Source organism: Staphylococcus sp. Mo2-1 (genome assembly GCF_046721385.1).
In the GTDB taxonomy this organism is placed as follows: domain Bacteria; phylum Bacillota; class Bacilli; order Staphylococcales; family Staphylococcaceae; genus Staphylococcus; species Staphylococcus equorum_A.
Map to the genome: position 1 here is coordinate 479439 of NZ_JBEUUK010000001.1, position 19145 is coordinate 498583.

A 19145-nucleotide genomic window follows, 5' to 3' on the forward strand; every position below is an offset into this window, starting at 1 on the left:
TATAATGTTAATAAATATTCTGAATATTTTAAAGGGAATGTTTATTCTGAATTTAAAGGGGGATAAAATATGCTTAAGTATGTTTTAAAGCGTTTGGGATATATGATTTTATCATTATTCATAATCATTACGATTACATTTTTCTTAATGAAGCTTATGCCAGGTTCACCATTTAATGATGAAAAATTAAATGAAGAGCAGAAGCAAATTTTAAATGAAAAGTATGGTTTGAATGAACCTGTACCAGTACAGTATGCAAGTTATTTAAAGAATGTCGTTACAGGGGATTTTGGTAACTCATTCCAATATGATAACCAACCTGTGTGGGACTTAATAAAACCAAGATTATTACCATCGCTTGAAATGGGACTGACAGCTATGGTTATTGGTGTGATATTAGGGTTGATTTTAGGGGTTATAGCAGCAGTACGGCAAAACAGTTGGGTCGACTATACAGCCACCGTCATTTCGGTTATTGCAGTATCAGTACCATCATTTGTTTTAGCAGTATTGCTACAATACGTATTTGCAGTTAGATTACAGTGGTTACCGGTTGCGGGTTGGGAAGGCATATCGACCGCGATACTGCCATCATTAGCACTATCGGCAGCAGTATTAGCAACGGTGGCAAGATACATAAGAGCAGAGATGATAGAAGTTTTAAGTTCGGATTATATCTTGTTAGCACGTGCAAAAGGTAATTCAACAATGAGAGTACTATTTGGACATGCATTACGGAATGCATTGATACCGGTTATTACGATTATTGTGCCGATGTTAGCAAGTATCTTAACTGGTACTTTGACAATTGAAAATATTTTCGGTGTGCCAGGGTTAGGGGACCAATTCGTGAGATCAATCACTACGAATGACTTCCCAGTTATCATGGCGACGACAATTTTATTCAGTACATTGTTTATTGTCTCCATTTTCATTGTAGATATTTTATACGGTTTAATTGATCCGCGTATCCGTGTACAAGGGGGTAAAAAATAATGGCTGATAAAAGAGATGAAAAATTAACAGATGATCATTCAAATGCAGTTATGACACATACTTCAGAAGGTATACCAAGCATCTGATTTTATTAGAAGCAAGAATGACATTGAAAAAGAACCGGAAATGCAAAGAGAAAGTAAAAACTTTTGGCAAGATGCATGGACGCAATTGAAACGAAATAAACTAGCGGTAGTTGGGATGATTGGTTTAATCCTTATCGTACTACTCGCATTAATTGGGCCTTTAATAAGTTCACACGATTTTGCTGAACAAGATGTAGATAGACGTAACTTACCAGCTAAAATACCTGTGCTAGATAAAATACCATTCTTGCCATTTGATGGTGAAGGCGCAAAAGGTGTCGATGCTTATAAAGAAGCAGGCGTTACAGAAAACTTTTGGTTTGGTACAGATCAGTTAGGTAGAGATTTATGGTCAAGAACTTGGCAAGGCGCGCAAGTATCCTTATTTATAGGTGTAGTAGCAGCTTTGCTCGATATATTTATAGGTGTTGTGTACGGGGCAATATCAGGGTTCTTTGGCGGACGGATAGATAATGTCATGCGGCGTATTATAGAAGTAGTTGCTTCGATACCTACACTGATTGTGGTTATCTTATTCGTATTAATTTTCGAGCCATCTATTTGGACCATCATTTTAGCCATGGCACTTACCGGCTGGATTGGTATGAGTCGTGTGGTACGTGGTGAATTCTTAAAGTTAAAAACACAAGAATTTGTCTTGGCATCTACAACATTAGGTGCATCAAAATTAAAATTAATATTCAAACATATTTTACCTAATACACTTGGCGTTATCGTAGTAACTTCAATGTTTACAGTGCCAAATGCCATATTCTTCGAAGCGTTCTTAAGTTTCATTGGTATTGGTGTACCAGCACCTAAGACGTCATTAGGTTCGTTAGTAAATGAAGGTAGAGCAATGCTGTTAATTCATCCGCATGAATTATTTATACCAACAGTAGTATTAAGTTTATTAATTTTATTCTTCTACTTATTTAGTGATGGATTACGCGATGCATTTGATCCTAAAATGCGCAGATAATAAAAGGGGGCAACATTTATGTCAGAACGAGTATTAGAAGTGAATAATTTGCATGTTTCCTTTGATATCGACGCTCGGGAAGTGCAAGCGGTTAGAGGTGTTGATTTCTTTGTCGATAAAGGTGAAACGCTAGCAATTGTTGGTGAATCTGGTTCGGGGAAATCAGTAACAACGAAAGCAATCACTAAATTATTTCAAGGTGATGCGGGGAGAATTAAAAAAGGTGAAATTAATTTCTTAGGTGAAGATTTAGCAAAGAAATCAGAACAAGAATTAATTAAACTTAGAGGTAAAGATATATCTATGATTTTCCAAGATCCAATGACTTCTTTAAACCCAACGATGAAGATTGGCAAACAAGTTATGGAACCATTGATGAAGCATAGAAATTATAATAAAACAGATGCGAAAAAACGTGCTTTAGAGATATTAAATTTAGTAGGTTTACCCAATGCAGAAAAACGTTTCTCTGCTTATCCGCACCAATTCTCAGGTGGACAAAGACAAAGAATCGTTATTGCAACAGCACTTGCATGTGAACCTAAAGTATTAATTGCTGATGAACCAACAACTGCTTTAGATGTAACGATGCGGGCACAGATTTTAGAGTTAATGAAAGAGCTCCAAGATAAAATTAGTACATCAATTATATTCATCACACATGACTTAGGTGTGGTTGCGAATATCGCAGATCGTGTCGCAGTAATGTATGGTGGTCAGATGGTAGAGACCGGAGATGTAGATGAAATATTCTATGATCCTAAACATCCATACACTTGGGGATTATTATCATCAATGCCAGATTTAACTACAGGTTCAGAAACAGAATTGTTAGCTATTCCAGGAACACCGCCAGATTTATTACATCCACCTAAAGGAGATGCTTTTGCAGAGCGTAGTCAATTTGCATTAGATATAGATTTTAAGACGCCACCTCCTTGGTTTCAAGTATCGCCTACACATTTTGTGAAATCGTGGTTGTTGGACGAACGTTCCCCTCATGTCGAGCCACCAGAAATGGTGAAAAAGCGTTTACGTAAAATGCCGAATAATTACGATAAACCTCAACAAGTAGAAAGGGTGTCGTTCGATGGAGAATAATAAAGATGTGCTATTACAAGTGAAAAACTTAAAACAATATTTTAATGAAGGTAAGCGAAATGAAGTTAGAGCCATCGAAAATATTTCTTTCGATGTGTTTAAAGGGGAAACATTTGGCTTAGTAGGAGAGTCAGGCTGTGGTAAATCAACTACAGGTAAAGCCATTATTAAATTGAATGATATTACAGATGGAGAAATTCTATATGAAGGCGTAGATATTCAAAAGATTAAAAATCGTAAAGACTCATTGAAATTTAATAAAAAAATACAAATGATCTTCCAAGATCCCTATGCATCATTAAATCCACGTTTAAAAGTTATGGATATCGTAGCTGAAGGTATTGATATACATAAACTTGCTTCCGGTGTTAAAGATCGTAAGAAACGTGTTTATGACTTATTGGAAACAGTAGGTTTAAGTAAAGAGCATGCCAACCGTTACCCGCATGAATTTTCTGGGGGACAACGTCAACGTATTGGTATTGCACGTGCATTAGCAGTTCAGCCAGAGTTTATTATCGCTGATGAACCGATATCTGCATTAGACGTTTCTATCCAAGCACAGGTTGTAAATTTGTTATTAAAATTACAGAAAGAGCGAGGTATTACATTCTTATTCATTGCCCATGACCTTTCAATGGTGAAATACATTTCTGACAGAATTGCAGTGATGCATTTCGGTAAAATCGTTGAGTTAGGTAGTGCTGATGAAATTTATCATCATCCTATGCATCCTTATACCAAATCTTTACTTTCTGCTGTACCTCAGCCAGACCCTGAAAGTGAAAGAGTGAGAAAGAGAACAGTTTTTAAAGAAGACGCAGAAAACAATGACAAACGTTCATTGCATGAAGTACGACCAAACCATTATGTATTTACAACAGATGAAGAAGCGGAAGCACTGCAATCTGAAACACATGAAACGTCTGTATAAAAGGGGAAAGGGGGATTACGATGAAAAAAATTAAGTTATTTACGATACTTATTGCGCTGACAGTAGTATTAGCAGGTTGTGGTAGTGCTGAAGGTATATATTCAGATAAAGGACAAGTATTCAGAAAAGTATTATCGCAAGATATTACGTCATTGGATTCAGCATTGGCAACGGATACAGTGTCATTTGATATGTATAACCAAATTTATGAAGGTCTATATACATTAGATAAAGATGATAAAGCGCAACCAGGTGTGGCTAAAGCATTGCCTAAAGAAAGTAATGGCGGTAAAACTTTAACAATTGAATTACGTAAAGACGCAAAATGGTCGAATGGGGATCCAGTTACTGCGCATGACTTCGAGTTTGCCTGGAAGCGCGTAGTGAATCCTGAAACAGCATCTGAGTATGCCTATATTATGTACGATTTGAAAAATGCGGAAGCTATTAATATGGGTAAAAAAGATGTAGATGAATTAGGTGTAAAAGCACTAGATGATCATACGTTGAAGGTGGAATTAAATAAACCAATCCCGTATATTAATGAAATGTTTGCTTTTGGTACATTTATGCCACAAAATGAAAAAGTTGTGAAAAAACATGGTCAGCAATATGGTACTACAGCTGATAAAACAGTGTTTAATGGACCTTTCAAGATAGATCAATGGAGGGTTGAAGATAAAATTCAACTTGTAAAAAACGAAGATTATTGGGATAAAGAAGCGGTTCATTTAGATCGCGTTAATTATAAAGTATTAAAAGACCAACAAGCGGGTGCGTCTTTATATGATACAGGCTCTGTTGATGATACTGTTATTACAGCGGATCAGGTTGATAAATATGAAGATAATGCAGGTTTGAAAAAACGTTTATTAGCAAGTACATTTTATATCAAATTAAATCAAAAAACTGTACCAAGCATTTAAAAATAAAGATATGAGACTAGCAATTTCACAAGCAATTAATAAAGAAGGCTATGTAGATGCTGTTAAAAATGATGGTTCGGAAGCAACAGACGGTTTCACATCTAAATTAACAGCAGAAACACCTGATGGTAAAGATTTTGCGGAAACGATTGATTCGCCATTATCATATAACCCAGAAGTCGCTAAAGCACATTATGAAAAAGCTAAAAAAGATTTAGGTATCAAAGATCTGACATTCACGATGAATACTGAAGATACACCAAGTTCAAAAATTTCAGCTGAGTATATCAAAGCTCAAGTAGAAAAAACGTTGCCTGGTGTCACAATGAAAATTAAACAATTACCATTTAAACAACGTTTGAATCAAGAGTCTTCTGAAACACACGAAGCCTCATTATCTGGTTGGGGACCAGACTATCCAGACCCATTAACATTCTTAAGTATTATGACAACAGGTGCTTGCTCAGAATAATACTGGTTGGGGTAGTAAAGAATATGATCAATTAATTGAAGATGCTAATGGCAAATTATTGAAAAAACCGGAAGAACGTAATGCTCGCTATGAAGAAAGCAGAAGAAATGATGTTGGAAGATGCACCAGTTGCACCGATATATCAAAAAGGGGAAGCGCACTTAACAAATCCACAAGTTAAAGGCTTAATCTATCACCAAATTGGAGGAGATACATCTCTGAAAAATGTGAGAATAGATAAGAGTATTGATAGAGAAACTGGTGAAAAGAAAGAATAGTTAGTATAGGTTGAAAAATAAAATAAATATTACAAACAGCACATCAACATAAGGTTGGTGTGCTGTTTATTTTTCATATTAAACTAAACTAGTTAGTACTATATGAAATTGAGAAAACATTTCTTGCTCAATTAGTTAAACATGTATTTAAAGCACTGGCTGAAGACTACGGGCTGAGACTGTAATTGTGGAAAGCAAGCACAAAAAATGCCAACAAAGTCACTGACTTTGTTGGCATTTTAATATATTCTAATTAAATAGAATGTGCCCGTTATAATTATCTTTTACGGCCTAAGCCCATAGCTTTTTCCATTTTCTTCAATGTTTTGAAAGAAACTTTTTGAGCTTTATCTCTACCATTATCTAAAATAGTATCTAATTCATCTGAATTAAAGTAGTACTCATATTTTTCTTGAAAATCTGTTAAGAATGTTTTTACGATTTCTGCTAAATCTGATTTAAACACACCATAATTAGAGTCTTTATATTTAAGTTGTAATGATTCTAGAGATTCATCCGTTAAACTAGAATAAATGGATAATAAATTAGAAATACCTGGCTTGTGCTCTCTATCAAATTTTATAATACCATCTGAATCAGTTACTGCACTTTTGATTTTTTTAGCAGCAGTATTTGGTTGGTCAAGTAAGGAAATGAAATTCTTTTGATTATCATCACTTTTACTCATTTTTCTAGTTGGATCCTGTAAACTCATCACACGACCACCCACTTTTGGTATGCGTATTTCGGGTTTAATTAATATATCGTTAAAACGAGAATTAAATCTATCTACTAAGTTTCTTGTTAATTCCATGTGTTGCTTTTGGTCGTCGCCCACAGGGACAATATTCGTGTTATAGATTATGATGTCTGCGGCCATTAACGGTGGATATGTAAGTAAACCTGCTGGAACGCCTTCAGTCTGTTTAGTAGCTTTATCTTTAAATTGTGTCATACGTTCCAATTCTCCAATAGAAGAGATCGAAGTGAGCATCCAACTCGCCTGTATATGCGCTGGTACTTCTGATTGTATGAATAATGTGGATTTCTCTGGGTCGATACCAGAGGCTAAATAAATCGCCGCAAGCTGTCTTGTTTGTTTACGTAACTTCAAACGATCTTGTGGAACAGTAATTGCGTGCTGATCCACGATGCAGAAGAAACAATTGTAATCGTCTTGGACTTCACCAAATTGTTTCAATGCACCAATGTAATTACCAAGTGTTGGAATACCACTGGGCTGGATACCTGAAAATAATGTTTCCATTTTTAGATGCCTACCTTCTAAAATTTAATTTAATACATATTACCTACATTATAACAGTATTTCAATCATTTGTAATTTATGTTAAACTATAGACATATCAATATTTCTATCCGAATTTATTGAGAATTGCTTTTATTTTAAATTTTTTGATAAAAATTAAAGAATTCTCATTTAATTTTAATGTTGAAAGGGTATACTTTGATTGTAAGGTTAAGGAAGACGAAGTTTACTTGAAAGTTTCTTAATCATATAAATATTGAAATCTAATGAATTTAAATTCATGAAAAATAGGAGAGTGAGATGTATGGTAACATTATTTACTTCACCAAGTTGCACATCTTGCCGTAAAGCGAAAGCATGGTTACAAGAACATGACATTCCGTATACGGAGCGTAACATTTTTTCAGAACACTTAACAATTGACGAAATCAAACAAATTTTAAAAATGACTGAAGACGGAACAGATGAAATTATATCTACACGTTCTAAGACTTACCAAAAGCTAAACGTTGATATAGACGCATTGCCGCTTCAAGATTTATATTCAATTATTCAAGATAATCCTGGTTTATTACGTCGTCCAATTATTTTAGACGAAAAACGTTTACAAGTTGGTTATAACGAAGACGAAATCAGACGTTTCTTACCAAGAAAAGTACGTACGTTCCAATTACAAGAAGCGCAACGTATGGTTGACTAAAACAAATCATAATTTACAATATTGGCCATAAAGTAGCATGTTTATGATGTTGCTTTGTGGCTTTATTATATTTAGCATAACAAATAGACTCAGAGTGAAGTCAAATGAACCGATTATTTTATAGTTCAAGACTTTTAAAAACAATGAGCCATTTGATTGAAGAATGATAAAAGTGAAACAACACTTGGTAATTAGTGCTGTTTTTTTGGCTTATGTTAGGGTATGTGTTAATATAAGAGACCAATTAGGAAATAGTAAAAATTAATGAAACAAATCAATTGTAATTATTACTACGTTCTAATACAATAATGATTACTATTCATCGACTGTAAGGAGTGAGATGATATGAGAATAGAGCGTGTTGACGATACTACTGTTAAATTATTTATAACATATAGTGATATAGAGGCTAGAGGTTTTAAACGTGAGGATTTGTGGACAAATCGTAAGCGTGGTGAAGAGTTCTTTTGGAACATGATGGAAGAAATCAACGAAGAAGAAGATTTTGTAGTTGAAGGTCCTTTATGGATACAAGTACATGCTTTTGAAAAAGGTGTTGAAGTAACGATATCTAAATCTAAAAATGAAGACCTTATTAATATGTCAGAGAATGGTGATAACGAACAACTTGATTATCAAGTGAACGATTTATTATCACAGACGTTTGATCAAGATGATAGTTTAGAAGATTTATTTGAACAACGTCAACAACAAAAAGAAAGCAACCACAATCAAGATAATAATGACCATAAACAACAAAGCACACGTACAGTAATTGTTAAATTTAACGATTTAGAAGAAGTGATTGATTATGCACACCACAACAATCAATCAGTAGATGACTTTGAAGATTTATTATACAGTTTTAATAATATATACTACTATGCTGTTCATTTTGATGAAACAGTGGATCAAGAATCAATTAATGATAGTTATAGTCAATTACTTGAATTCGCATATCCTACTGACAAATCAGAAGTATATTTAAACGACTATGCAAAAATTATTATGAGTCATAATGTTGCGTCACAAGTACGTCGTTATTTCCCAAGTGCGACAGAATAATATAAAATTTTTAATTTAAAATTGAGACCTGTTGAAATTTAATTTTCAGCAGGTCTTTTTGTGTGCCTTATTTTATTTATGTTCAATTACCAGTGGTATATAAATCATTTGCTATCATTACTATATTTTAAAAGTAATGATTCATTTGTAACAGTGTAATAAAATGAGGTGGTAAAATTATGTTATGTGCAAGAAATGAAAGTAACCAAATCATATCAGCAATGATTGCTCAAAAAGGACATCAATATACGTGTCCGCATTGTAATAATAAAGTTATATTTAAAAAAGGCCAATTCATTGCACCACATTTTGCTCATGTAAGTAAAAGGATGCTTACATGCAATAAAGGAGAAACTTATGAACACTATTGTCTTAAATACCAACTTGCTCAATGGTTTGAAAAATATAATTATAATGTTGCCATAGAACCTTATATAACAGGATGTTATCAATATCCTGATTTAATCATAAATCACAGTGTAGCAATTGAAATACAATTTTCACGAATTACGATATCAAATATAAAAAAACGCAGTATATCCTTACAAAAATGTGGGCTAGATGTTGTGTGGGTTATTAATAATCCAAGTTATGATAAGATAACACAAATTTTAATGCTTACAACTTGTGAACGGACTTATATTAATTTAAAAGAGCACCACTTATTTGCTTGGAATGATTACACACAAGAACTGTACAAATATAAGATATTACAATATCTTGGTGGCAAACGATATGTTGCGAAAAGAGAGATTGTTTCAAATGATGCTTTGGTACATACCTCGACTCATGTAGATATGCAATATAACAATTTAACATTAAAGTTAAGTGAAACTGCAATTATTAAATACTTGAAGCATTGTCGTAATAGGCGTTCGGTACTTGAGCCGAGTCTTAGCGTTATGTACCAATTACAATTATCAGAGTCATGGGTAAGTAAACATCTTGGTATCATTTTCCCAGAACAATTATATGTTAAATCTCATCCAGTATATTGGCAATTACAACTTCTATTTATGTTAAAGCATGTACAATATAAGTTAAGTGATTTTATAAAATTAATTGAGTATAATGAATTTTATACAGGGGATGTTAATAAGGAAGAAATTGCTAGGGAAATGGTTAGAAAATTTCAGAAATTGAATTATAGCATTGGACGTAATAACGTGCAAAAATGATTGTTACGTGAGAAAATTATAATAATGAACTTTATAGGAGGTTTACTTAATATTATGACTGAACAATTAACAAGAGAAGAACAAGAACGTAAATACCCTGAATATACTTGGGACTTAACTACTATTTTCGAATCAGATGAAGCTTTTGAAGCGAGCATTTAAAGAAGTGGAAAATAACATAGGACAAGAAGAACAATTTAGAGGTCATTTAGCTGATAGTGCAGAAACACTTTATAACGCATTAGCTTTAGAAGACGAACTGGGTTCTCAATTAGAAAAAGTATACGTATATGCTCATCTAAAACAAGATCAAGATACTGCAAATGATAAGTACACGGGATACGAGTCACGTGCACATCAACTTATTATTAAATTTAGTTCTGGATGGAGTTTCTTAGTTCCAGAAATTTTACAAATTGATGAAGCACAAATCCAAAATTTCATTGAATCTAATGATGATTTAAAACGTTATGCATTTGATTTGAAACTGATTAATGAAAAACGACCTCATGTTTTAAGTGCAGATAAAGAAAAATTACTTACTGAGGCACAAGATGCTTTAGCAACATCAGATAATGTATATGGTATGTTTAGTAACGCTGATTTAGAATTTGAAGATGCAATTGATAAAGATGGGAATCATCATTCATTAACTCAAGGTACGTTTATAAAATGTTTAGAATCAGATGATCGTATTTTACGTAAATCTGCATTTGAAAATTTATATAAAGCCTATGGCGCATTTAACAATACATTAAGCGCAACTTTAGGCGGCGAAGTGAAAAAGAATGTGTTTAATGCCAAAACACATAATTACGAAACTGCAAGAGCAGCTGACATTAAGTAATAATCATATACCAGAAGAAGTATATGATAATTTAGTTAAAACTGTGCATAACTACTTACCATTATTACATCGCTATACGAAATTACGTAAAGACTTATTAGGTTTAGAAGATATGAAGATGTACGATCTTTATACACCTTTAGTTAAAGATGTGAAATTTGAAATGCCGTATGAAGAAGCTAAAGATTGGATGGTAAAAGCTTTACAACCTATGGGCGAAGAATATATGAAAGTTGTTGAAGAAGGGTTAAATCATCGTCGGGTAGACGTATACGAAAATAAAGGTAAACGCTCAGGTGGTTATTCTTCAGGTGCGCATTTAACTAATCCCTTTATATTATTAAATTGGTCCAATACAGTGAGTGATTTATATACATTAGTGCATGAATTTGGTCACTCTGCACATAGTTATTTCAGTCGTCAAAACCAACCAGACCAATTCAAGTGGTTATACAATTTTTGTAGCAGAAGTAGCTTCTACATGTAATGAAGCATTGTTAAGCGACTATATGGACAAACATTTAGATGATGAACGTAGACTATTATTACTTAATCAAGAACTTGAACGTTTCCGTGCAACATTATTTAGACAGACAATGTTTGCTGAATTTGAGCATAAGATTCATCAAATCGAAGAGGCAGGAGAACCACTTACAGCAAATCGTATGAATGAAGAATACGCAGAATTGAATAGACAATACTTTGGTGATTCTGTCGAAACAGATGAAGATATTAGTAAAGAGTGGTCAAGAATTCCTCACTTCTATATGAATTATTATGTGTATCAATATGCAACTGGATATAGTGCGGCTCAAAGTTTAAGTCGTCAAATTTTGGCTGAAGGCCAACCGACAGTGGACAGATATATTAATGAATTCTTGAAAAAAGGTAGCTCAGATTACCCAATTGAAATACTTAAAAATGCAGGTGTAGATATGACAACTCCTGAACCAATTGAACAAGCTTGCCAAGTATTCGAACAAAAATTAGACGCTTTTGAAAAGCTTATGAAAGCTTAGTGTGAATGTATTCGTTTTCAATATGACAAGTTTGTGACAAAGTGATTTTATTTAAACTAAAAGGTTGAAAGACGCATTTTAGCGTGTTATATTATAAACATGAAATTAATCACATAACAAACATACCCCTTTGTTTGAAGTGAGAAAATTTCTCCCATCCCCTTTGTTTAGCGCCGTGTAATCAGACACGGCGTTTTTTTATATCCTTTTTTAATTAAATTCAAAAATATGAATAACTATTCGTTTGACTTTAAAAAATTAAAGTTATAGAATTAACTTGTACTTAAAATAAATACAAGAAAGAGGTTGTATAGATGAAATTAGCAGTTGTAGCGAGCAAATGGTAAAGCAGGGCAACTCATTACAAAAGAAGCCTATGATAGAGGGCTAGACGTGACTGCCATTGTAAGAAGTTCAAATAAAACAGTAGCAGATCAAGTGATTCAAAAAGATTTATTCTATTTAACAATGGCTGACATTGCAGAATTTGATGTAGTTATCGATGCTTTTGGACAACCTGATGAAAATAAATTAGATGAACATAGTAAATCAATGAAACATCTAGGTGATTTAGTAAGTAACAGCGAGCAAGCGTTTGTTAATTATTGGCGGGGCAGGTAGTTTGTATGTAGATGAAGCACATACGCTGAAGTTGATAGACGCACCAGATTTTCCTGACCAATTTAAAAAGATTAGCCAAGCACAAATCAAAACACTAGAAGAAATACAAAAACGAAAAGATGTAAAATGGACATTTGTTTGTCCTGCGCCAGATTTTCAATATAATGGTGAGAAAACTGGAGAATATAAATTGAGTGCAGACGAAGTTATTGGTTCAAATGTAAGTTATGCAGATTTTGCTCAAGCAATGGTAGATGAAGTAGTAGATGCACAACATATCCAACAACGTTTTGCAGTATTTGCGAAATAAAATAATAATGAAAACTTTAGTAAGATGAGACTATGTCTCAACCCTGAAATATAAATAGTGATTTGGACCGATACTTGTGGAAAAGTACTAGAAGAAGATTATAGATTGAAGCTGTACTAGCGAAAAGTACGCACAAAAAATGCCAACAAAGCCTGTGACTTTGTTGGCATTCTGAGATAGCCTTTAGGGCTATCTTTTTATTTGTTAAAAAGTGTGGTTATCTGTTTATTTCACATTCAAATTTTAGATCTCCAAAATTTTCCATCTGGAGATTTAAGTTTTTCTATCTTTTGTTGCAGTGCTAATTTTTTAAGTTCTTTATTCATTAATTTTTCAGGCCATTCATAAATGGTAAGTAACTCTTCTTTAGTAACTAATTGCTGTTGTTGTATATAACCTTCGAGTGTAGGCGGTAATTTTTTTTCAATAGGTGTTCCAATTAGTTCATTTATGATATACGTATAGATGTGATAAGGATAGAGACCTTCAACTTTCAATCCTTCTTCGTGAACGTCTTCATTAAAGAATACAAGTGAAGGCGCTTCTTCAATCTCCATTTCTCGTGCAATATGCAAGTCTACTTGTAAGCTTTCTTTTAAATAGCTACTATGCAAATCTTCTTTAAAGACTTCATAATCTAACCCCGCATTACTTATGCAATTATTGACCATTGATTCAGTGATTATATCTCTTTTTGGTATAATTTCATTTTGTACAAGGTGTATAAAACGTTCAGCACGTATGCGTCCTTGAAGTTCAGCAGCCTTATATGCGAGTGCAATATTATCTAAGTCCGATGTGCTCTGCGCTTGGCATTTTGTTAAGACACGTAAAGATGGATTTAATATATGTCTTATACTGATATATTGCTTATACTCTATACGCAATTTAGAGAGAATTGCTGATAATTTGAAGCAATCTTTACTGAATGGGTCGAAAAAAGAATAAATTTCTATCTTACTCACAGGTGAAAGATTCGCATCTTCACGACTATTAGCATGTATTAATTTTAATTCTTCAGTCATGTACATTTCACCTACAATTAGTTTTCGGTATTAACCATATGATTCGCTGTTAAACGCAATCTTTCATACAAATAATCGCCGACACCTGCTTGGAAATCTGCATGCTGAATAGCACTATACATATTTTCAAGCCATGCGTCGCGTTCGTTGTTTGTTATTATAAACTCCATATGACGTCTTTTTAACATTGGATGACCATGTTCTTCTGAATAAAGGCTTGGTCCGCCTAAAAATTGAGTCAAGAATTGTTTTTGTTTTCTACTTGTTTCTTGAAAATCTCCAGGAAACAAATGGTTAATTCTGTCATCTTTTTCCACTAAAAAATAGAAATGGTCAATCATCTTATATAATGCTTCATGTCCAATGATTTCGTAAGGTGTCTGTGTCATTTTATCACCATATTCTCTTAATATATAACTAATATAACACGAATATTTACATTTGGAAGTAATTCGACTTTTTAAACTTGTGCGCAATTAGTTGTTGTTCAAATTTGATTTGCGATTGAAAAATCTTTGTACTTTATTTTCGGGTGTTTCGTGTTTAATGTCGAATGTTTCAAGAATCATTTCAAATTGAATTAAACCATCATCATAATCTTCAACTTCATATTCCAATTCATAATCTTGATAATTTAAATAGTCACTTCTATCTAAAACGAGTAAATTGCCTTGGATTTCTTTTTCTAAACGCGAAGTAGTCAAAGCACCAAGAATAACAAGCTGATTAATGTCAACATTCATTTTAGTTAATTGTTCGGTGATTTCTAATGGTAAATCATTCGCGACTAATTTTTTATTTAATTCGGGTATAACATCTGTTTCAAAATTATATTCCATTAAGCCAACTTCGGCAGGTATCTTTAAGGTCATTTCATAGTATTCATCTTTTACGCGTATTCTTAGTGCAGACTTATGTGAGCGTAAATCAAATTGCTCAGTATCTATATAATAGTTTGTTTGACTGAAGGGTTCCATGTCTGGGAAATACTTATTATATATAGATTGGTACTGTGATTGAGATAATAATTGTTTGAATTCAATTTCATTGTTAGTTGCCACGAGAAACACTCCTTTAAAGCATATAATGATTTATTCTAAAACACTTACGACATAATTTAAATTGAACTGCATTTTAAAATTTAAAATACTTTAGGTATTATGCTAAATTGTTGTCGTAACATTAGCCTTGTAACGTGTTATGTGCGATAGAATTATGTTAAAATGAGGGAGAATAAGGAGGAACAAGCATGCGTATTTATGTAAATGAAATTAAAGTAACAGAAGATAGTATTAATTGTTATACAGAAGCGTCTACAGAAGGTCTAGAAGAAGCAGGACAAATGCTTGTTGACAGTGATAATTATAGTTTTGCCTACATCTTGGATGATGGACAATCGTATTCATATTTAATTTTTGTTCAAGAAACTTGGTCTATGCTACATGAAAATAAAGGTAAGAAAATAATAATAAATGATAAATTAGAATTACAGCAGTTCGAAAGGGAATTTAATTACATATTGGATAACATACAAGGTAATTTAAATTATGGTAAAGCGTTTGTTTCCGTTGTAGAAGATACTTTCGAACTAGAGTGAAGCGGAGTGAGGCATTATGAATCAATGGGATCAATTTTTATCTCCATATAAACAAGCGGTGGACGAATTGAAAATTAAATTAAAAGGCCTTAGAAAACAATATGAAGTAGAAGACAATGCTTCGCCAATTGAATTCGTAACTGGCCGTGTCAAACCAATGACTAGCATTATTGATAAAGCAAATAAGCGTCAAATTTCTTTTGATCGATTACATGAAGAAATGTATGATATTGCAGGGTTACGCTTAATGTGTCAATTTGTTGATGACATTGAAGTTGTAGTTAATTTATTAAGACAACGTGAAGATTTTAAAGTTGTGGAAGAACGAGATTACATTAGTAATACCAAACAAAGTGGTTACCGTTCATTCCATGTTATTATTGAATATCCTATTGAAACACTAAAAGGAGAAAAGAAAATATTAGCAGAAATTCAAATCAGAACGCTAGCCATGAACTTTTGGGCCACTGTTGAACATACATTACGTTATAAATATGATGGAGATTACCCACCTGAGATTCAACATCGCCTTGAACGGGCGACAGAAGCAGCGTTTTTACTTGATGAAGAAATGTCAGAAATTAAAGAAGAAATTCAAGAAGCACAAAAATATTATTCTAAAAAACGCTCTAAGAAACATAATAATGATTAGGGGGTGTAATCATGCGTTATACGATACTATCTAAAGGTGATTCGAAATCGAATGCACTGAAACATAAAATGATTAACCATATGAAGGATTTTCAAATGGTTGAAGACCCAGATAATCCTGAGATAGTTATATCAGTGGGCGGTGACGGGACATTGTTACAAGCTTTCCATCAATATAGCCACATGCTATCTCGTTGTGCGTTTGTAGGGGTACATACTGGTCATTTAGGATTTTATGCGGACTGGTTACCACATGAAGTAGAAAAGTTAATTATTGAAATTAATAATTCAGAATTCCAAGTCATAGAATATCCTTTGTTAGAAATTATTGTGCGTTATAACGATAATGGTTACGAAACAAGATATTTAGCTTTAAACGAAGCAACTATGAAAACAGAAAATGGTTCTACTTTAGTGGTCGATGTGAACATACGAGGTAATCAATTTGAACGATTTAGAGGTGATGGTTTATGTGTATCTACACCATCAGGTTCAACGGCGTATAACAAAGCCTTAGGTGGCGCGTTAATTCATCCATCTCTAGAAGCAATGCAAATTGCAGAAATTGCATCAATTAATAATAGAGTGTTTAGAACAGTAGGCTCGCCTTTAGTATTGCCTAAACACCATACCTGTTTGATAACACCTGTTAACCATGACACGATATTAACTACTATTGATCATGTAAGTATTAAACATAAAAATGTTAATGCTATACAATTTAGAGTAGCTAATGAAAAAGTAAGGTTTGCTAGATTTAGACCATTTCCTTTCTGGAAAAGAGTACATGATTCCTTTATCTCTAGTGGGGAAGATGAGTAATGAAATTCACATATGATATTGAATGTCCAGAAATGGTAAGAACATTTTTACAAAAAAACCATTATTCTAAGCGGACTATAAGCGCCATTAAACATAATGGCGCTTTAGTTGTTAACGGACAGCCAGTTACAGTTAGAAAACAGTTAGAAATTGGCGATGTGCTTCAAGTTCATTTAGGGCATGAAACGCCAAGTTCGAATTTGCTGCCTTTTACGGATAGATTGAATATCTTATACGAAGACGAATATTTACTTGTTGTATCGAAACCTGCACTTCAAAATTGTGCACCCTCGAGAGATCATAAACATTTGAGCTTAGTCGAGCAAGTATTAGGCTATTTTAAACAGTCATCTCTCTCAATTACCCCTCATATCGTTACTCGGATAGATCGTAATACATCTGGCATCGTTCTATTTACCAAACATGGATTTATCCATCATTTAATGTCTCAGACACAGGTTGATAAACGATATTTATGTATATGCCATGGGAGTTTGAAAGATGAAGGCTTGATTGATGCACCTATTGCAAGAGATCCATCTAGTATTATTCAACGCCAAGTTAACGTAAAGGGTAAAGAAGCGAGAACACGTTTTAAATGCCGCAACGTTCTGAAGATTATAGTTTGAGCGAAGTACATTTATTAACTGGTAGAACACATCAAATACGTGTGCATTTTCAACATATAGGACATCCAATCGTGGGCGATGATTTATATGGAGAAAAGCACCCAATATATACACATCAATTATTACGCTGTGTACGCGTAACTTTTATTCATCCAATCACGTATAAAAAGATTGAGATAAATGATGAGTATAGCGCAATAGAATCTATATTTAATATGATATAATTTTTAACATTCATGGAGGTGGGGCCATTGGCTAATGAAAAGGATTCAATCACTTTAGAGGACGAACAAGTATATGATCAAGCGTTGTTAGATAATTTGTTGCTTGAAAACCATATCGATGAATTTAGAAATGAATTTTTAGCGATGCATACATATGAACAAAGTGAATACTTTGAAGACAGCAATGAAGAAATTCGACAAAGAATATTTGAAGTATTATCACCTGAAGAAGTAGCTGATTTCTTTGAACAACTAGAAATTGACGAAGATGAATATGAATCACTTTTTGACACTATGGATGCCGAATATGCGAGTAAAGTGCTAGAAGACATGTCTTATGATAATGCTGTAGATATAATGAATCAGTTATCTAAGCAAAAAATTGTTAGCTTACTCACATTAATGAAACGTGAAGATGCTAAAGAAATCAAAGCATTACTACACTACGAAGAAGATACTGCTGGTGGTATCATGACGACAGAGTATATTTCTTTAAAAGCGACAATGCCAGTTAAAGAAGCAATGATGCACGTAAAAGAACAAGCACCAGATGCCGAAACAATTTATGTTATTTTCACAGTAAATGATAATAAACAACTTGCGGGCGTACTTTCGTTAAGAGATTTAATTGTGGCTGAAAATGATGCATATATTGAAGATATTATGAGTGAACGTGTAATCAGTGCAAATGCGGCAGATGATCAAGAAGACGTTGCTCAAAAAATGCGAGATTATGATTTTATTGCGATGCCTGTAGTAGATTATCAAGATCATTTACTTGGTATTATAACTATCGATGATATTTTAGATGTTATGGATGAAGAAGCTAGCGAAGACTACTCACGCTTAGCCGGTGTGTCAGATGTTGATGCGACGAACGATTCCATTATAAAAACAGCTAGAAAACGCTTGCCTTGGTTAATTATATTAACATTTCTAGGTATGATTACTGCCACAATTTTAGGCTCTTTCGAAGATACTTTATCGCAAGTGGCATTATTAGCTGCCTTTATTCCAATTATAAGTGGGATGTCAGGTAATTCTGGTACACAATCGCTTGCCGTTTCTGTGCGTAATATTTCAACTGGTGAAATTTACGAGCAAAGTAAATTCAAAGTAGCACTGAGAGAAACTGGAAGTGGGTTTTTAAGTGGTTTAATTTGCTCAATATTGCTATTTTTAATTATAATGATACTTTATGGTCAACCGATATTAGCAGTGATTGTAGGCGCTAGTTTGACGATAGCAATGACAGTCGGTACATTAGTAGGCTCAATGATTCCGTTAGTTATGGATAAATTGAAAATCGACCCCGCAGTGGCGAGTGGCCCTTTTATTACAACAATTAATGATATCGTAAGTATGTTAATTTATTTTGGTTTAGCAACGTCATTTATGTCTTATTTAACGTAGGA

The 19145-nt window shown here is 33.4% G+C and carries 17 protein-coding genes and 4 pseudogenes; 17 read left to right on the top strand and 4 right to left on the bottom strand.

Annotated elements, in window-relative coordinates; genetic code table 11:
- Positions 1-69 precede the first annotated feature (69 nt).
- The 5 genes and pseudogenes from opp3b (at position 70) to ABLV95_RS02425 (ending at position 5775) form a co-directional block, all read left to right on the top strand.
- Positions 70-996 (top strand): oligopeptide ABC transporter permease, encoded by a 927-nt coding sequence (opp3b, locus tag ABLV95_RS02405; protein WP_057512701.1) that lies wholly within the window; start codon positions 70-72, stop codon positions 994-996.
- A pseudogene (gene opp3C, locus ABLV95_RS02410) lies at positions 996-2064 on the top strand (oligopeptide ABC transporter permease). Before opp3b ends, opp3C begins: the two are co-directional and overlap by 1 nt.
- Positions 2065-2082: 18 nt before the next feature.
- The gene (locus ABLV95_RS02415; protein ID WP_460876281.1) at positions 2083-3165 is read left to right on the top strand and encodes an ABC transporter ATP-binding protein; all 1083 of its coding nucleotides are present in this window, start codon (positions 2083-2085) and stop codon (positions 3163-3165) included.
- Positions 3155-4099 carry an ABC transporter ATP-binding protein gene (locus ABLV95_RS02420; protein WP_427705089.1) on the top strand — a complete coding sequence of 315 codons (945 nt, stop codon included), beginning with the start codon at positions 3155-3157 and terminating at the stop codon, positions 4097-4099. The genes ABLV95_RS02415 and ABLV95_RS02420 overlap by 11 nt, the downstream gene beginning before the upstream one ends.
- Positions 4100-4119: 20 nt before the next feature.
- Positions 4120-5775, top strand: a pseudogene (locus tag ABLV95_RS02425) (peptide ABC transporter substrate-binding protein).
- A 277-nt stretch (positions 5776-6052) separates the two neighbouring features.
- Here the strand turns inward: ABLV95_RS02425 and trpS are convergent.
- A complete protein-coding gene (trpS, locus tag ABLV95_RS02430) occupies positions 6053-7042 on the bottom strand; it encodes a tryptophan--tRNA ligase (protein ID WP_427705084.1) in 990 nt (329 codons plus the stop codon).
- Between the two features lie 304 nt (positions 7043-7346).
- Between trpS and spxA the strand changes: the two genes are divergently transcribed.
- The 7 genes and pseudogenes from spxA (at position 7347) to ABLV95_RS02465 (ending at position 12782) form a co-directional block, all read left to right on the top strand.
- On the top strand, positions 7347-7742 hold the full coding sequence (gene spxA, locus ABLV95_RS02435; RefSeq protein WP_002483765.1) for a transcriptional regulator SpxA: 396 nt from the start codon (positions 7347-7349) through the stop codon (positions 7740-7742).
- Positions 7743-8087: 345 nt separating this feature from the next.
- Positions 8088-8807, top strand: a complete 720-nt coding sequence (gene mecA, locus ABLV95_RS02440) for an adaptor protein MecA (RefSeq protein ID WP_285322872.1) — start codon at positions 8088-8090, stop codon at positions 8805-8807.
- 179 nt (positions 8808-8986) lie between these two features.
- A complete protein-coding gene (locus ABLV95_RS02445) occupies positions 8987-9985 on the top strand; it encodes a competence protein CoiA (protein ID WP_427705081.1) in 999 nt (332 codons plus the stop codon).
- 166 nt (positions 9986-10151) lie between these two features.
- Positions 10152-10832: a hypothetical protein gene (locus ABLV95_RS02450; RefSeq protein WP_460876284.1), complete on the top strand. Its 681-nt coding sequence runs from the start codon at positions 10152-10154 to the stop codon at positions 10830-10832.
- Positions 10783-11851, top strand: a pseudogene (locus ABLV95_RS02455) (M3 family oligoendopeptidase). Before ABLV95_RS02450 ends, ABLV95_RS02455 begins: the two are co-directional and overlap by 50 nt.
- A 393-nt stretch (positions 11852-12244) precedes the next feature.
- Entirely contained in the window at positions 12245-12472 is a 228-nt protein-coding gene (locus ABLV95_RS02460; protein WP_460876286.1) for a hypothetical protein, read from the top strand.
- Positions 12447-12782, top strand: a complete 336-nt coding sequence (locus ABLV95_RS02465) for an NAD(P)-dependent oxidoreductase (protein ID WP_460876288.1) — start codon at positions 12447-12449, stop codon at positions 12780-12782. Before ABLV95_RS02460 ends, ABLV95_RS02465 begins: the two co-directional genes overlap by 26 nt.
- A 236-nt stretch (positions 12783-13018) precedes the next feature.
- Here the strand turns inward: ABLV95_RS02465 and yjbH are convergent, their stop codons facing one another.
- The 3 genes from yjbH to ABLV95_RS02480 form a co-directional block, all read right to left on the bottom strand.
- Positions 13019-13807, bottom strand: coding sequence for a protease adaptor protein YjbH (gene yjbH / locus ABLV95_RS02470; RefSeq protein ID WP_069833067.1), 789 nt, complete (start codon positions 13805-13807; stop codon positions 13019-13021).
- A 17-nt stretch (positions 13808-13824) separates the two neighbouring features.
- Complete coding sequence (locus ABLV95_RS02475; RefSeq protein WP_427705075.1) at positions 13825-14196, bottom strand: truncated hemoglobin YjbI; 372 nt, start codon at positions 14194-14196, stop codon at positions 13825-13827.
- 87 nt (positions 14197-14283) lie between these two features.
- Positions 14284-14868 (bottom strand): CYTH domain-containing protein, encoded by a 585-nt coding sequence (locus ABLV95_RS02480; RefSeq protein ID WP_285322879.1) that lies wholly within the window; start codon positions 14866-14868, stop codon positions 14284-14286.
- 188 nt (positions 14869-15056) lie between these two features.
- On the opposite strand from ABLV95_RS02480, the gene ABLV95_RS02485 reads away from it, so the two are divergent.
- The 5 genes and pseudogenes from ABLV95_RS02485 to mgtE all read left to right on the top strand — a co-directional run bounded on the left by ABLV95_RS02485 (position 15057) and on the right by mgtE (position 19143).
- Positions 15057-15404, top strand: a complete 348-nt coding sequence (locus ABLV95_RS02485) for a UPF0738 family protein (protein ID WP_069818041.1) — start codon at positions 15057-15059, stop codon at positions 15402-15404.
- A gap of 16 nt (positions 15405-15420) precedes the next feature.
- The gene (locus tag ABLV95_RS02490; protein ID WP_460872503.1) at positions 15421-16056 is read left to right on the top strand and encodes a GTP pyrophosphokinase family protein; all 636 of its coding nucleotides are present in this window, start codon (positions 15421-15423) and stop codon (positions 16054-16056) included.
- Positions 16057-16067: 11 nt separating this feature from the next.
- Positions 16068-16877: an NAD kinase gene (locus ABLV95_RS02495; protein WP_069818042.1), complete on the top strand. Its 810-nt coding sequence runs from the start codon at positions 16068-16070 to the stop codon at positions 16875-16877.
- A pseudogene (locus tag ABLV95_RS02500) lies at positions 16877-17730 on the top strand (RluA family pseudouridine synthase). Before ABLV95_RS02495 ends, ABLV95_RS02500 begins: the two are co-directional and overlap by 1 nt.
- 12 nt (positions 17731-17742) lie before the next feature.
- Complete coding sequence (gene mgtE, locus ABLV95_RS02505) at positions 17743-19143, top strand: magnesium transporter (RefSeq protein ID WP_285322882.1); 1401 nt, start codon at positions 17743-17745, stop codon at positions 19141-19143.
- Positions 19144-19145 lie beyond the last annotated feature (2 nt).

What these genes read in the sequence shown, in the direction of transcription:
- opp3b (WP_057512701.1), top strand. Translation starts at nt 70, where the DNA reads ATGCTTAAGTATGTTTTAAAGCGTTTGGGATATATGATTTTATCATTA.
- ABLV95_RS02415 (WP_460876281.1), top strand. Translation starts at nt 2,083, where the DNA reads ATGTCAGAACGAGTATTAGAAGTGAATAATTTGCATGTTTCCTTTGAT.
- ABLV95_RS02420 (WP_427705089.1), top strand. Translation starts at nt 3,155, where the DNA reads ATGGAGAATAATAAAGATGTGCTATTACAAGTGAAAAACTTAAAACAA.
- trpS (WP_427705084.1), bottom strand. Translation starts at nt 7,042, where the DNA reads ATGGAAACATTATTTTCAGGTATCCAGCCCAGTGGTATTCCAACACTT.
- spxA (WP_002483765.1), top strand. Translation starts at nt 7,347, where the DNA reads ATGGTAACATTATTTACTTCACCAAGTTGCACATCTTGCCGTAAAGCG.
- mecA (WP_285322872.1), top strand. Translation starts at nt 8,088, where the DNA reads ATGAGAATAGAGCGTGTTGACGATACTACTGTTAAATTATTTATAACA.
- ABLV95_RS02445 (WP_427705081.1), top strand. Translation starts at nt 8,987, where the DNA reads ATGTTATGTGCAAGAAATGAAAGTAACCAAATCATATCAGCAATGATT.
- yjbH (WP_069833067.1), bottom strand. Translation starts at nt 13,807, where the DNA reads ATGACTGAAGAATTAAAATTAATACATGCTAATAGTCGTGAAGATGCG.
- ABLV95_RS02475 (WP_427705075.1), bottom strand. Translation starts at nt 14,196, where the DNA reads ATGACACAGACACCTTACGAAATCATTGGACATGAAGCATTATATAAG.
- ABLV95_RS02485 (WP_069818041.1), top strand. Translation starts at nt 15,057, where the DNA reads ATGCGTATTTATGTAAATGAAATTAAAGTAACAGAAGATAGTATTAAT.
- ABLV95_RS02490 (WP_460872503.1), top strand. Translation starts at nt 15,421, where the DNA reads ATGAATCAATGGGATCAATTTTTATCTCCATATAAACAAGCGGTGGAC.
- ABLV95_RS02495 (WP_069818042.1), top strand. Translation starts at nt 16,068, where the DNA reads ATGCGTTATACGATACTATCTAAAGGTGATTCGAAATCGAATGCACTG.
- mgtE (WP_285322882.1), top strand. Translation starts at nt 17,743, where the DNA reads ATGGAGGTGGGGCCATTGGCTAATGAAAAGGATTCAATCACTTTAGAG.